The following is a 13,315-nucleotide window of genomic DNA, read 5'->3' on the forward strand; positions in this document are numbered from 1 at the left end:
AGGGGACGCATATGACGAGGATATTCCGCTCCATCATGGGGCCATTTCTGCTGACATTAATCATGCTCCCCGTGTCGGCACTGACGTCGTCCGTCCCCGATCTGGCGCGCGCGGAGGCCGTGGCGCTGCCGGAAGCCCTCCATTCAATGCCGGAGTCATCGCAGGCCGACATAGCCTATACCCTTCCTCCACTTGGGCGACTGGCCATCTACCGGCCTGCCGGGGCGCCTCGCGGCCTCGTCATCATCCTGTCCGACGCGCGGGGGTGGAGCGAGAGCGATCGGGCGCTGGCGCTGCGGTTGAATGCCGAAGGCGTGCTGGTGGCGGGTGTGTCCACCCCAACTTTCCTGCACGCCCTCTCGATGCAGAAGGGGTGCATCAATCCCAATTATGCGATCATCGATCTGGCGCGGGATATCCAGCACCGGCTGAAACTGCCCATGTATATGAAGCCCATCATCCTGGGGCGCGGGCAGGGGGGAACGCTTGCCTATGCTGCGCTCGCCTCCGGCCCGGACGGGTCTTATCAGGCGGTACTGTCCATCGCTTTCCAGCCCTTCCTGCCGGAGACGGGCCAATGGTGCAAATCGGGTACGCTCAAATTGACGGCGCGTGCGCGTCCCCATCGGGGCTGGACGCTTGCGCCCGCCACGTCGCTGCCGTCGCCTTGGATTGTCGTGCAGGCGCAGAAGGGGGCCGTGCCGCCAAGCGGCTTTCTGAACAGCGCTACGGGCGGAAAACTGGTCGAGCTAGCGCCGAACACCGATCCGGACACATTGATAGCCGCGCAGATCGCGCCTTTTCTGGCATCGCCGCCACGACCCGGCGGGGGCGCACGACAGGGCGCGGCGGCGCTGCCCACGGACCTGCCATTGACGATCGTCGCCGATGCCGCCGCGCCGCGTACGGACCGGATGGCCGTGATCTATTCGGGTGATGGCGGCTGGGTGGGACTGGACAGGGATGTGGCGACCCAATTGGCGAAGGCTGGCATTCCGGTGGTCGGCGTGGACAGCCTGTCTTATTTCTGGAGCCAGCGCACGCCCGCCGGTGCGGCGGCCGACCTGAGCGCGATCATCCGCGGTTATTCGGATCACTGGCACCGGCCTAACATATTGATGATCGGCTACAGCTTCGGCGCAGACGTGCTGCCCCATATCGTTGGGCACCTGCCCTCATCGGAGCGGGCGCAGGTGAAGGGGCTGGCGATGCTGGGCCTCAGTTCGTCGGCGGATTTCCAGTTTCATCTCAGCAGTTGGCTCAATATCGGGTCAACCGATGCCTATCCGACCGTACCGGCGGTCGTCCGTCTACGCGGCCTGCCGATGCTGTGCATCAGGGGCCAACTGGAAACCGACAGCGCCTGTCCCGCCATACCCCGCGGCGTGGCGCAGGTCGTGACCGTGCCGGGCGGCCATCATTTCGATCGCAACGCACCGCTACTGGTGCAGCAGATATTGGGCCGCCTGCCGAAATGACACGCTCGGACGCATTATCGATAAGAGCATGGGTGGGCAGCCATCGCGGCGCGCTGAGCATTGCGGCGATGCTGGCGGTGTCGGCGCTGGGCCTCATCGCGCTACATGCGTTGCTGGCCGACGTGCGCCTGCGCGACATTCGCGCCGCGTTCCACATGATCGCGCCCCGGCAGGCCGCCCTGGCGCTTGGGCTGACGGCGCTCAGCTATGTGGCGCTCACCTTCTACGATCATGTCGCCCTGCGTGTCATCGGCCGACCGCTCCCCTGGCGGACGGCCGCGCTCGCCTCCTTCTGCAGCTATACGCTGAGCCATAATCTGGGTCTGTCGCTATTGACCGGAGGATCGGCGCGCTATCGCATCTACACCGCGGCGGGATTGGAACCGGGCGACATCGCCCGTATCATCGCGTCGGCCAGCCTGTCCTTCTGGGGCGGGGTGGTGGTGATGACGGGCCTGCTGATGGCGGTGCATCCCTCGCTTATCACGCTGGGCGGGGTTGCCTTGTCCATCCCGGTGCAGCGCGTTGTGGGGGTCGTCATCCTCTTGACGGCGATAGGTGTCCTTGCGGCAGCGGGCCGGACGGGACGTAACCCGAAACTGCTGGGCTGGCATATCGCCCTGCCCAGCCGGGGGCAGGCCGCAGCGCAGATCGGCGTGGCCTGCATCGATCTGGCCGCAGCCAGCGCTGCTTTGTTCGTGCTGGTGCCGCATGTGGACGGCGCGCTCTATCCCACTTTCTTCCTGGGCTATGCGCTGGCGATCATCGTCGCGCTGGTCAGCCATGTGCCGGGCGGGCTGGGCGTGTTCGAAGCGGTGATCGTGGCCACGTTGCCGGACGTCGATCGGCCCAGGCTGCTCGCGGCGCTGATCGCCTATCGCGCCATTTATTATCTGCTGCCTCTGATGCTCGGCGTGATCGCCATCGCCCTGCACGAAGGGGCGAGCTGGCGGCGGCCGGTCAGGCGTCTGCTCGGCGGCGCTCAGGCGGCTGCGTCCGGCATGGCGCCGGTCATGCTGGCGATCCTGGTGGCGGTCGGCGGCATCATCCTGCTCGTTTCGGGCGCCTTGCCTGCTGTGCCCGCGCGCCTTCACACCATTCACGGCCTGTTCCCGCTGGCCTTCATCGAAGCCTCCCACTTCGCCGCCAGCGTGGTCGGCACGCTGCTGATCCTGCTTGCGTCCGGTCTGTACCGGCGCCTTGATGCGGCTTTCTGGATGACGCGCGCCCTGTTGCTGGCGGGCATCCTCTTCTCGCTGATCAAGGGGCTGGACTATGAGGAGGCGAGCGCCCTCCTGCTGATCCTCGCAGTGCTGCAATGGACGCGCGGAGCCTTTTATCGCCGCACCCGCTTCACGGCCGACGCGCTCAGCCCGGCCTGGCTGGCGACATTGGCGGTCGCCGTGGGGCTGTCCACCTGGATCGGCTTCTTCGCCTACAAGCATGTCTCCTATCAGAGCGATTTGTGGTGGGATTTCAGCCCGCGCGACGATGCATCCCGCTTTCTGCGCGCTGCACTGGCGAGCGGCGTGCTGGTCGTGGGGGCGGCGCTCTGGCGCCTGTCGCGTCCGGCGTCGCCAAAGCAGGTCCGCGAACATGCCGATGTGACGGCCAGCCCGGCGGCGCTGCAACTCGCCAATCGCACCGACGCATTTCTGGCCACCACCGGCGACAAACTGTTCCTGACATCCAGTACCGGCCGGGCCTTCGTCATGTACCAGGTGCAGGGGCATAGCTGGATCGTGATGGGTGATCCCGTCGGTGATCGCGCCGAATGGTCGGACCTGCTCTGGACATTGCGCGAAATGGCGGACGAAAGTCAGGGCCGGCTGCTGCTGTATCAGATCAGCCTGGATTCGCTGGCACTTGCCATCGACCTGGGTCTCTCCATCGTCAAATATGGGGAAGAAGCGCGCGTCGATCTGCAGCGTTTCACCCTGGACGGGCCGGACGCCAAGCCGTTGCGCTATGCCGAGCGGCGCGCGGCAAGGGAGGGGGCCAGTTTCGAGATCGTCGCGGCGGCCGACATATCCCCTTTGCTGCCGGAATTGCGGGCAATTTCCGACCGCTGGCTCGCCGCCAAGGGGCACAGCGAAAAGGCGTTCAGCGTCGGACGCTTCGATCCTGCCTATCTCAGCCAAGGCGATTGCGCGCTCGTTCGGCAGGAGGGACGCATCGTCGCCTTCGCCAACATCTGGGCGACCGACAACCGCAACGAATTGTCGGTCGACCTGATGCGGCATGACGAAGCGATGCCCTATGGCACCATGGATTTCCTGTTCATCCGCCTGATGCAATGGGCGCGGGAGCAGGGCTATGACTGGTTCACCCTGGGATTGGCGCCATTGTCGGGGATCGAGGCGCGACGCCTGTCGCCGCTCTGGGCCAAGGCGGGCGCATTGCTCTACCGTCATGGAGAGGGCTTTTATGGCTTCGAAGGGCTGCGCGCCTATAAGGACAAATTCTCTCCCTCCTGGGAGCCGCGCTTCATCGGCGGCCCGCAGGGCGTATCTATGGCGCGGGCGATGCTCGACCTGCAAAAACTGGTGTCCGGCACGCCGGGCAGCGCGGCCGCGCGCACCAGGCTGCGGCGATCTCCGGAAATGGCCGTTGAACCCGCGCTTTCTGGAGGAAAATGATGACGTTATACCCGGCTGCGTAGAAAATGACTCATCAAGATCGACCGATTGCTGTCCCCGGCGAAAGCCGGGGTCCAGTTCCACGGTTCGAACTGGACCCCGACCTTCGCCGGGGAACAGGCCGGCATGAGTTCTCATCAATGCATTTTGGTATTACAGGGTGAGAGGGGCCACGTGCCCAAAAAAACGAGGGGTGAACGGATATTCCCCCCACTTTTCGTCATCCCGGACTTGATCCGGGATCCAGGAGCCTCAGCCTCACATTGACGCTCAACGCCTGCTGATTTTCGTCAGCATGATGGAAAAGGGCTATAGACTCTTTTCCCGGCGCTTGGCCTGCTGCCATAGCGCCTCTTTTGCATCGAGCGAGAGGGAAGGGAAGGCGTCACCGGCCAACTCTTCCATCATCCGGAAACGCCTATCGAACTTGCCATTTGCTTTACGTAGAGCATCTTCTGGATCGATCTTCATATGTCGTGCAAGGTTTACCACGGCAAAAAGCAGATCGCCAATCTCCTCCGCCTGCGCGTCGTGCCCCTCAGCCTCGCGCACCTCGTCCAGTTCCTCCTCGATCTTGTCGAAAACCCCCACGGTATCGGGCCAGTCGAACCCGGTGCGCGCCGCGCGCTTCTGCAGCTTTTCCGCGCGCAGCAGCGCGGGCAGCGTGATCGCCACTCCGGCCAGCGCGCTTGGGTCCGGCTCCTTCTCGGCGCGCTCGGCCGCCTTGATGGCTTCCCATTGGGCATGGCCGTCCTCGCGCCGCGCGCCTTCGCTAAAGACATGAGGGTGACGACGGACCATCTTCTCCGTGATCGCGTCGATCACGTCCTGCAGGGCGAAATGACCGGCCTGCTCGGCCATCCGGCTGTGAAACGCCACCTGTAACAACAGGTCGCCCAGTTCGTCACGCAGCGCCACCATATCCTCACGCTCGATGGCGTCGGCAACCTCATAGGCTTCCTCGATCGTATAGGGTGCGATCGACGCAAAATCCTGATCGATATCCCAGGGACAGCCCGTGTCGGGATCACGCAGCCGCGCCATCACATTGGCAAGCGGCATGATGTCGGCGGGACTGGCTTTTGACATGGGAACCTTCAACGATGGAGCGGACGTCCCGCCGATAAGCGCCCGGCAGGATCATGGCCAGCCCGAATGATTATACCATGTTGGGGCGGCAAGAGGGCTACCCGCTTCGTTCCTAATATAAGTTCGATAATAAGGATTATGTTAAATTAATCCACGCTCTCACACCATCGCGTAGCTGTCCGCCTTGCTGTCCGCATTCCGCCAATGTGCCCCGTCAATCCTCGCGGATCATGCTGTGCTTGGCGGTGTCGCGCATCCGGACATAGACGGTCAGCGAGATCGCGATCATGATCGTCACATAGATATAGAATGCCTGTTCCATCCCGGCCTGCTTGAACCACAGCGCGACAAACTCCGCCGTGCCGCCGAACAATGTATTGGCCAAGGCGTAAGGCAGCGCCACGCCCAGCGCACGGATATGCGCCGGAAACAGTTCCGCCTTCACCACGGCGTTGATCGATGTATAACCGGTCACGATCACCAGGCCCGCCATGACCAGCAACCCGGCGATCAGCGGGTCCTTGGTCACGGCCAGTGTCGCGAAGATCGGATAGGTGCAGAACACACCAAGAACACCAAAGCCGATCATCAACGGCTTGCGCCCGATCCGATCGGACAATGCGCCTGCCACGGGTTGCAACAACATGAACAGGAACAGCGTTATCGCATTGATCTGCGATGCCATTTCCCGGCTCAATCCGCTCGTATTCACCAGGAATTTCTGCATGTAGATGCTATAGGCATAGAAGGCGATCGTGCCGCCAGCGGTCAACAGCATCACGGTCAATGTTTCGCGCGGATGGTTGGTGATGAGTTCGACAAAGCCCGATTTGGGCGCACCCTCAGCCTTCGCGACGGCGAAGCTCTGCGTCTCCGCCAGCCCACGCCGCAGCCAGAAGACGATGATCGCCAGCGCACCGCCAATGAAGAAGGGAATGCGCCAGCCCCAGGCGTCAAGCTGTGCCTCGCTGAGCGTCGCCTGGAGCAGCAGCAGGACGCAGATCGCCACCAGTTGCCCGGCGATCAGCGTCACATATTGGAAGCTGGAGAAGAAACCGCGTCGGTTCTTCCCCGCCATTTCGGAAAGATAGGTGGCGCTCGCTCCATATTCGCCGCCGATCGAAAGCCCCTGCATCAGCCGCGCCAGCACCAGCAGCAAGGGCGCGGCAACGCCGATCGTCTCATATCCCGGCGTAATGCCGATCAGCAGCGACCCTGCGCACATCAGCGCCACCGACAGGGTCAGGCCGCTCTTGCGACCATGGCGATCGGCATAGACGCCCATCAGCCACGCGCCGATCGGCCGCATCAGGAAACCGACCGCGAAAATGCCCGCAGCGCTCAGCAGTTGCGCCGTGCGATCCTCGCTGGGGAAGAAATGCGGCGCGAAATACAGGGTGAAGGCCGCATAGGCGTACCAGTCATACCATTCGACCAGATTACCGGTGGAGCCGCCAATGATGGCCTTGAGTCGCTGCGCCTGCGTAGGCGCGCCCTGTTCTGTATATTTTATGGATGACGTCATGGAGTCAGCACCATTTCCCCATTTTGTACGCCCCAGCTTTTGAGACGGGAAAGCATATTCATACCGATGACGTTGACCTCGCCAAAAGCAGGCGACACCACGACCGGCAGGTCGCCGGCGCGGATCGGCCCGATCGCGAGGGTTGAAATATTGGATCGCCGCGCCTCTACCTTGCCATTGGCGGTAGACATGATGACGCCCGGCGCGCCGACATCATAATTGAGCCCTGCGGCGCGAGCGGTGGTTTCGGACAAGGCCGTGAACGTCGCGCCGCTGTCGATCAGGAACCGGGCGGGCGTGGCGTTGATGGTGCCTTCCACCCAATAATGGCCGTCCGGCGCCACGGGAATACGCAACGTCTGCCCATCCGTGCGCGCCGCCGGCAGGGAATCCGGCGCTTCATCGGGCGTGGCGACGCCTCCCTGCTCCGCCCAGCGGCCGGTTAGATAGCCTTGCGTCTGCGCGAATTTGAAGATTCCCAGCAATCCGGCGAAGATCGCCACCCAAAGCAAGACCATGCGCAACATGCTGCCCCAGGCCAGCCGCCGTCCGATCAGCGAGGAGGCAACCAGCATGATCGCCAGTACATACCAGATAGTGGATGCCGTCTGATCCGTATCCATCAATCGCCCCCCTCTTCCCTGCCCAGTTCCACCACCATGCCGTCATAACCCGGCTCCACACCCTTGGGGAGGGTACGACATAATGTGTCATAGTCCATGCTCTGATCCATATGGGTCAGGATCGCGCGGCCGGGCCGGGTGGCCGCGATGCCGTCCAGCGTCAGCGCCAGATGCGGATGGGTGGGATGCGGCTTCTCCCGCAATGCATCGACCACCCAGACGTCCAGGTCATCATAAAGCGCCAGCATGTCAGGCGTAATGGCATGAAAATCGGTAGCATAGCCGATGGAATGGCCATCATATGTGAAGCGAAATCCGGTGGACCAGATGTCGCCATGGGGCTGATCGACGCAGGCGATATCGATGTCGCCGATGCGCAGCCCGTCGGGCAGCACATATCCCGCAATCGTCGGATGATAGCCGTTGCGCCCATCGAACGCATAGCCGAACCGCTCGCGCAGCAGCTTCAACGTCTGGGCGCGCGCATAGCCCGGCACCGGCGTGCGCCGATGATGGTAGAGCTGGCGCACATCGTCGATACCATGGCTGTGGTCGGCATGGTCATGGGTCCACAGGATCGCGTCGATCGCGATGACGTCGGCCGCCAGTAGCTGGGCGCGCATGTCGGGCGATGTATCGACCAGGATGCGCGTGGTCGGACTTTCGACCAGGATGGAAACGCGGGTGCGCCGGTTCTTCGGCTCGGTCGGATCGCATGTTCCCCAGTCATTGCCGATCCGCGGCACGCCGGATGACGTGCCGCTGCCCAGGATCGTGAGCTTGAGGCTCATGCGACCTTCGAGAAGAGGGTGCGGAAATTGGCCGACGTCGCCGCCGCCAGTTGCTCGATGCTTTCACCGCGCAGATTGGCAAGGAACCGGGCAGTGTCGGCGACAAAGGCCGGCTCGCATGGCCTGCCCCGATGCGGGATGGGCGCGAGGAAGGGAGAATCGGTTTCCACCAGCAGCCGGTCGAGCGGCAGTCGCGCCGCCGTTTCCTGCAAATCCCTGGCGTTCTTGAAGGTCACGATTCCTGAAATGCTGATGTAGAAACCCAGTTCCATCGCCGCGTCGGCAAAGGCGCCGCTGGCGGTGAAACAATGGATGACGCCGCTATAGGCCCCCTTCCCCATCTCATCACGCATGATCGCCAGCGTGTCCTCCTCCGCATCGCGGGTATGGACGATCAGCGGTAGTCCGGTTTCGCGACAGGCGGCGATATGGGACCGGAAGCTCTTCTGCTGCCGCTCCCGATCGCTATGGTCATAATAATAATCGAGGCCGGTTTCGCCGATGCCGACCACGCGCGGATGGACGGCGCGTTCGACCAACTTGGCGGTATCAACATGGGGATGTTCGTCCGCCTCATGTGGGTGGATGCCGACCGTGGCCCAGACATCCGGTTCGCGCACGGCGGTATCGAGTACCGCATCCCATTCGCTTTCCCGCGTGGCGATGTTGAGCATCAAGCCGACACCGTTCGCTCGCGCGCGTTCAAGTACATTGACCTGATCCTCAATCAAGCCTTTGTAATTCAAGTGGCAATGGCTGTCGATCAACATGGCGTCAGGCTTCGGCCTCCGTCAGTTCAAGGCGCGGAAAGAGCGGCTTTGGCGGGCTGAGGGTGAAGCCTGATCCGCGCAGGCTCGCATAGAAATCGCTCCCGATGACGCCATAGCCGCGCCCTTCCCCGTCGATACCCAACTGGTCCAGCAGGGCGGCGGCGCTGGCCGGGATGACCGGCTGGATCATGATGGCCAGGCTGGCGATCGCCTCATAGAGGGTGGCAAGCACTGCTTCCATCCGCGCCGGATCGGTCTTCCGCAGCGTCCAGGGCGCCTGCGCGTCGATATAGGCGTTGCAGGCGAACACAGCGCGCATCCATGCCTCGATCGCGACCGATGGGGCGAGATCGGCCATGACGGCCTGGAAGGTCTGCGCGGCGTCCGCAACCGTCTTCAGCAGGTCGTTATCGACCTCCTGCGGCGCCGGTTCGGGCAGGCGGCCGTCCAGATTTTTGGCGATGAAGCTCAGCGTCCGCTGCGCCAGATTGCCGAAGCTGTTGGCAAGATCGCTGTTCGACCGCGCGACGATCGCCTCCGCGCTATAGCTGCCGTCATTGCCGAACGTGACTTCGGACAGCAGGAAATAGCGCAACTGGTCGACGCCGAACGTCTCCGCCAGTTCCATCGGATCGGCGACATTGCCGAGCGACTTGGACATTTTCTCGCCGCGATTAAGCAGGAAACCGTGGCCGAACACCTGCTTGGGCAAAGGCAGCTTCGCACTCATCAGGAAAGCTGGCCAATAAACCGTATGAAAACGCACGATATCCTTGCCGATAATGTGCGTGATGTCACCGCCCTCGGCCCAATAGCGCGCCATGCGATCGGCATCGTCCGGATAGCCGCAGCCGGTCAGATAATTGGTGAGCGCGTCGACCCACACATACATGACATGGCCGTCGCTGCCCGGCACCTTGACGCCCCAGTCGAAACTGGTGCGCGACACGCTGAGGTCGGACAGTCCGCCCTCGACAAAACGCAGGATTTCGTTGCGGCGGCTGTCGGGCTGGATGAAGTCGGGCAGGCTGCTGTAAAGGTCCAGCAGACGGTCCTGATAGGCCGACAGGCGGAAGAACCAGCTTTCCTCCACGGTCCATTCGACCGGCGTACCCTGGGGCGAGAGCTTGACGCCCCCTTCCCCATCGGTGATTTCCTTCTCGTCGTAAAAGGCTTCGTCGCGGACCGAATACCAGCCTTCATAGCGACCGAGATAGAGATCGCCATTGGCCTCCATCGCCTGCCAGATGGCCTGGCTGGCGCGGTGATGCTCTGGCTCGCTGGTGCGGATGAAACGATCATAACTGATATTCAGACTGTCGTTCATGTCTTTGAAATACGATGACATATCATCGGCCAGATCGCGCGGCTCGATCCCGCGCGCGCGCGCGGTCTGCGCCATTTTCAGCCCATGCTCGTCGGTGCCGGTCTGAAAGAAGACATCGCGGCCCATCATCCGCTGGAAACGGGCAACCGCGTCGGTGGCGATCACCTCATAGGCGTGGCCGATATGCGGGCGGCCATTGGGATAGGAAATGGCGGTGGTGATGGTGAAGGGCTTGGACATGGCGCTTTCCCTAAAGCGATTTCAAGTCAGATGGAACATCTGACGGCTCGGAAATCGCGGAAAAGAAAAGCCGCTCAGGCAGGAGGAGCGAGCGCCGCCACATGTCCCGCCAGTTCGAACACCACGGCCGCCGGATCGAGAGACAGGATGATCGCGCCGCCCGCCAGATGTCGTGCCTGCTCCCAATGATCCAGAGCGGTGCCCAGCGCCCGCCCCTGTCGCGACCGTGCCACCTGGGCGATGAAGGCGGGCGCGCGCTCCAGAAAGGCCTCGTAACGCGGCCTGGCGGATTTGAGCGCCAACGCCTTGGCAAGGGCGAGGCGGCGGCGATTTCCAGGATCGCCCTGCGTCGCGAGCATGCTGAGCGCCTGTTCAATGTCGAACAGGTCAAGACCCGCATAGCGCAGCGCCTGCCCCGGCGACCCTTCGCCCGCTTGCACCAGCGCGTCCATTTCCTGCGGCGACAACGCTTCATCTACGGCACGCAAAGCTGTACGCATCGTCGTATCGTCCAGCGGATCGAAGCGCAGGGTGCGGCAGCGCGATCTTATGGTCGGCAACAGCCGTCCCGGCGCATGGCTGACCAGCAGGAACAGCATATCGGCCGGCGGTTCTTCCAACGTCTTGAGCAGCGCATTGGCCGCGCCCCGTTCCAGATCATCGGCGCTGTCGATCACCACGACGCGGCGGGAGGAAAGCGACGGTGCCGACTGGATCAGCCGTTGCAGCCCACGCACCTGATCGACGCTGATATTGCGTGCGGTGACGCCATCCTTCTCCAGCGGCGACAATTCGGCATAATCGGGATGCGCACCGGCATCGATCAGGCTGCGGATCGGGTGGCTTTCCGGAACGGACAGCCCCTCCCCATCGATCGCCGGCCCGGCGGCATCCGCCAGCAGGCGCAAGGCAAATGCCTTCGCGAACCTGCCTTTGCCAATGCCCCTCGGTCCCGCGAGAATCCAGCCATGGTGCATTCGACCACTGCGCGCAGCGGTCGTCAGGGTGCAGACCTGTGCGTCATGGCCCAGGAGGAACGTCATGGCAGCAAGTCTTCGATCGCTTCGAGCAGCCGAGCCGTCACCGCATCCGTCGGCCCCGATGCATCGACGGCGTGGACGCGATCAGTCTCCTCGCTAGCGAAACGAGTGAAAGCAGCGGCTACGGCGCGATGAAAATCGTTGGCGCGACCGCCGATCCGATCCGCCGCATCGCCGTCACGCGCCTTCGCCCGGCTTATCGCTTCCTCGTCAGGCAAAGTGAGCAGCAGCGTACGATCGGGCAGGAAGCCCGCGCTGCCGATCCTGTGCAGCGTCAATATGTCGGCGTCGCTCAGCTCGCCCTGCCCCTGATAGGCGCGGCTCGAATCGAGGAAACGGTCGGACAGCACCCATGCGCCGCGCGTCAGCGCCGGACGGATCGTCTTTTCGACATGATCCGCCCGCGCTGCTGCGAACAGCAGAGCCTCGGCGCGCGGACTCCAGCGGTCGGCCCCGCCAGTGAGCAGCAATGCACGGATCGCCTCCGCCCCTTCGCTGCCACCTGGCTCGCGCGTCTCGACTACCTCCAACCCACGCGCGCGCAGCGCTGCGGCAAGCGCCCTTAGCTGGGTCGACTTGCCGGCGCCCTCGCCGCCTTCCAGCGTGATGAAACGGCCTGAATTCACCCGAAGAGCGACTTTACACCGTTCCACAGGCGGCCGAAAATACCCGCCTCGGCAACATCCTCACCTGCGACCAGCGGCATGATCTGCGGCGGCGTGTCCGGTGTCTGGACGATCAGTTGGGCAATCTGCTGCCCCTTGACGATCGGCGCCTTGATCGGGCCGGTATAGACGACCTTGACCTGCACATTGGCCGACGCGGTTCGCGGCAGCGTGACGGCCAGGTTCTGCGGTGCGACCAGCGAGACGCTCGTCGCGCTGCCGAGCTGAACTGCGGCCGTCTCGACCGTCTGCCCCTTCTTGAACAAGGGCTGCGCCTTCCACGCCTTGAAGCCCCAATCCATGAAACGCACGGATTCGGCAATGCGGCCATTGAAGGTCGGAAGGCCAGCGACCACCATCACCAGGCGGCGGCCGTCCTGTTCGGCCGAACCGGTGAAGCCAAAACCTGCTTCCTCCGTATGACCGGTCTTCAGGCCATCGGCGCCAGCGATCTTGCCCAGGATCGGATTACGGTTCCCCTGCTCAATGTCCGCGCCGCCCATGGTCTTGCCCCAGGTGAAGGAGCGGGTGGCGTAGAAGCGCTTGTAGAGATCGGGTGTCTCCTCCACCGTCGCCTGTGCCAGCTTGGCCAGATCCTCGGCGGTGACATAAGTCACGCCTTCGTCCGGCCAGCCGTTGCTCGTCCCGAAATGGCTGTTCTTGAGGCCCAGGCGCTTGCCCTCTTCATTCATCAGGGCAACGAACGCCTGTTCGGTCCCAGCGATGCCTTCAGCCAGCACGACGCAAGCGTCGTTGCCTGACAGGGTGACGATGCCATGCAGCAGATTTTCGACCGACACCTGTTCACCAACCGACAGGAACATGGTCGATCCCGCCTGCGGCCCGTGCCATTGTTTCCAGGTTTCCGGGCGCACCGTGAACTTGGTGTCGAGCTTCAACTCGCCCTTCTGGATCAGGCGGAAGGCGACATGGGCGGTCATCATCTTCGCCATGGAGGCCGGCGGGATTCGCGTTTCGCCGCCCTTGTCATACAATACTGCGCCCGATGACAGATCCTTCATATAGGCGATTGGCGCCTCGCTGGTATAGGGCGGCGCGGCCGCGATCAGCGGTTGAGCCAGCAGCCCGGCGGCAAGGAGGACGGCAACGCTTTTCTTCATCGGAAAT

The 13,315-nt window shown here is 63.1% G+C and carries 11 protein-coding genes; 2 read left to right on the forward strand and 9 right to left on the reverse strand.

Annotated features, from left to right (window positions below):
* Window positions 1-11 precede the first annotated feature (11 nt).
* Together MOK15_RS04665 and mprF are read left to right on the forward strand one after the other, a co-directional pair.
* Complete coding sequence (locus tag MOK15_RS04665; protein ID WP_242930533.1) at window positions 12-1,478, forward strand: AcvB/VirJ family lysyl-phosphatidylglycerol hydrolase; 1,467 nt, start codon at window positions 12-14, stop codon at window positions 1,476-1,478.
* A complete protein-coding gene (gene mprF / locus MOK15_RS04670) occupies window positions 1,475-4,117 on the forward strand; it encodes a bifunctional lysylphosphatidylglycerol flippase/synthetase MprF (protein WP_242930534.1) in 2,643 nt (880 codons plus the stop codon). Before MOK15_RS04665 ends, mprF begins: the two co-directional genes overlap by 4 nt.
* A gap of 309 nt (window positions 4,118-4,426) precedes the next feature.
* Here the strand turns inward: mprF and mazG are convergent, their stop codons facing one another.
* From mazG to MOK15_RS04715, 9 genes are all read right to left on the reverse strand, one after another.
* Entirely contained in the window at window positions 4,427-5,206 is a 780-nt protein-coding gene (gene mazG, locus MOK15_RS04675; RefSeq protein ID WP_242930535.1) for a nucleoside triphosphate pyrophosphohydrolase, read from the reverse strand.
* A gap of 214 nt (window positions 5,207-5,420) precedes the next feature.
* Window positions 5,421-6,731 (reverse strand): MFS transporter, encoded by a 1,311-nt coding sequence (locus MOK15_RS04680; RefSeq protein WP_242930536.1) that lies wholly within the window; start codon window positions 6,729-6,731, stop codon window positions 5,421-5,423.
* A complete protein-coding gene (locus tag MOK15_RS04685) occupies window positions 6,728-7,354 on the reverse strand; it encodes a TIGR02281 family clan AA aspartic protease (RefSeq protein WP_242930537.1) in 627 nt (208 codons plus the stop codon). The genes MOK15_RS04680 and MOK15_RS04685 overlap by 4 nt, the downstream gene beginning before the upstream one ends.
* Window positions 7,354-8,145: an MBL fold metallo-hydrolase gene (locus MOK15_RS04690; RefSeq protein ID WP_242930538.1), complete on the reverse strand. Its 792-nt coding sequence runs from the start codon at window positions 8,143-8,145 to the stop codon at window positions 7,354-7,356. The genes MOK15_RS04685 and MOK15_RS04690 overlap by 1 nt, the downstream gene beginning before the upstream one ends.
* Window positions 8,142-8,915: a TatD family hydrolase gene (locus tag MOK15_RS04695; RefSeq protein ID WP_242930539.1), complete on the reverse strand. Its 774-nt coding sequence runs from the start codon at window positions 8,913-8,915 to the stop codon at window positions 8,142-8,144. The genes MOK15_RS04690 and MOK15_RS04695 overlap by 4 nt, the downstream gene beginning before the upstream one ends.
* A gap of 4 nt (window positions 8,916-8,919) precedes the next feature.
* The gene (metG, locus tag MOK15_RS04700; RefSeq protein WP_242930540.1) at window positions 8,920-10,482 is read right to left on the reverse strand and encodes a methionine--tRNA ligase; all 1,563 of its coding nucleotides are present in this window, start codon (window positions 10,480-10,482) and stop codon (window positions 8,920-8,922) included.
* A gap of 74 nt (window positions 10,483-10,556) precedes the next feature.
* A complete protein-coding gene (locus MOK15_RS04705; RefSeq protein WP_242930541.1) occupies window positions 10,557-11,525 on the reverse strand; it encodes an AAA family ATPase in 969 nt (322 codons plus the stop codon).
* Window positions 11,522-12,148 (reverse strand): dTMP kinase, encoded by a 627-nt coding sequence (tmk, locus tag MOK15_RS04710; protein ID WP_242930542.1) that lies wholly within the window; start codon window positions 12,146-12,148, stop codon window positions 11,522-11,524. Before tmk ends, MOK15_RS04705 begins: the two co-directional genes overlap by 4 nt.
* Window positions 12,145-13,308: a D-alanyl-D-alanine carboxypeptidase family protein gene (locus MOK15_RS04715; protein ID WP_242930543.1), complete on the reverse strand. Its 1,164-nt coding sequence runs from the start codon at window positions 13,306-13,308 to the stop codon at window positions 12,145-12,147. The genes tmk and MOK15_RS04715 overlap by 4 nt, the downstream gene beginning before the upstream one ends.
* Window positions 13,309-13,315: the final 7 nt, after the last annotated feature.

Origin of the sequence: Sphingobium sp. BYY-5 (genome assembly GCF_022758885.1) — a bacterium.
Classification (GTDB): Bacteria; Pseudomonadota; Alphaproteobacteria; order Sphingomonadales; family Sphingomonadaceae; genus Sphingobium.

Coding starts and splice junctions, on each gene's coding strand:
- MOK15_RS04665 (WP_242930533.1), top strand. CDS start 12: ATGACGAGGATATTCCGCTCCATCATGGGGCCATTTCTGCTGACATTA.
- mprF (WP_242930534.1), top strand. CDS start 1,475: ATGACACGCTCGGACGCATTATCGATAAGAGCATGGGTGGGCAGCCAT.
- mazG (WP_242930535.1), bottom strand. CDS start 5,206: ATGTCAAAAGCCAGTCCCGCCGACATCATGCCGCTTGCCAATGTGATG.
- MOK15_RS04680 (WP_242930536.1), bottom strand. CDS start 6,731: ATGACGTCATCCATAAAATATACAGAACAGGGCGCGCCTACGCAGGCG.
- MOK15_RS04685 (WP_242930537.1), bottom strand. CDS start 7,354: ATGGATACGGATCAGACGGCATCCACTATCTGGTATGTACTGGCGATC.
- MOK15_RS04690 (WP_242930538.1), bottom strand. CDS start 8,145: ATGAGCCTCAAGCTCACGATCCTGGGCAGCGGCACGTCATCCGGCGTG.
- MOK15_RS04695 (WP_242930539.1), bottom strand. CDS start 8,915: ATGTTGATCGACAGCCATTGCCACTTGAATTACAAAGGCTTGATTGAG.
- metG (WP_242930540.1), bottom strand. CDS start 10,482: ATGTCCAAGCCCTTCACCATCACCACCGCCATTTCCTATCCCAATGGC.
- MOK15_RS04705 (WP_242930541.1), bottom strand. CDS start 11,525: ATGACGTTCCTCCTGGGCCATGACGCACAGGTCTGCACCCTGACGACC.
- MOK15_RS04715 (WP_242930543.1), bottom strand. CDS start 13,308: ATGAAGAAAAGCGTTGCCGTCCTCCTTGCCGCCGGGCTGCTGGCTCAA.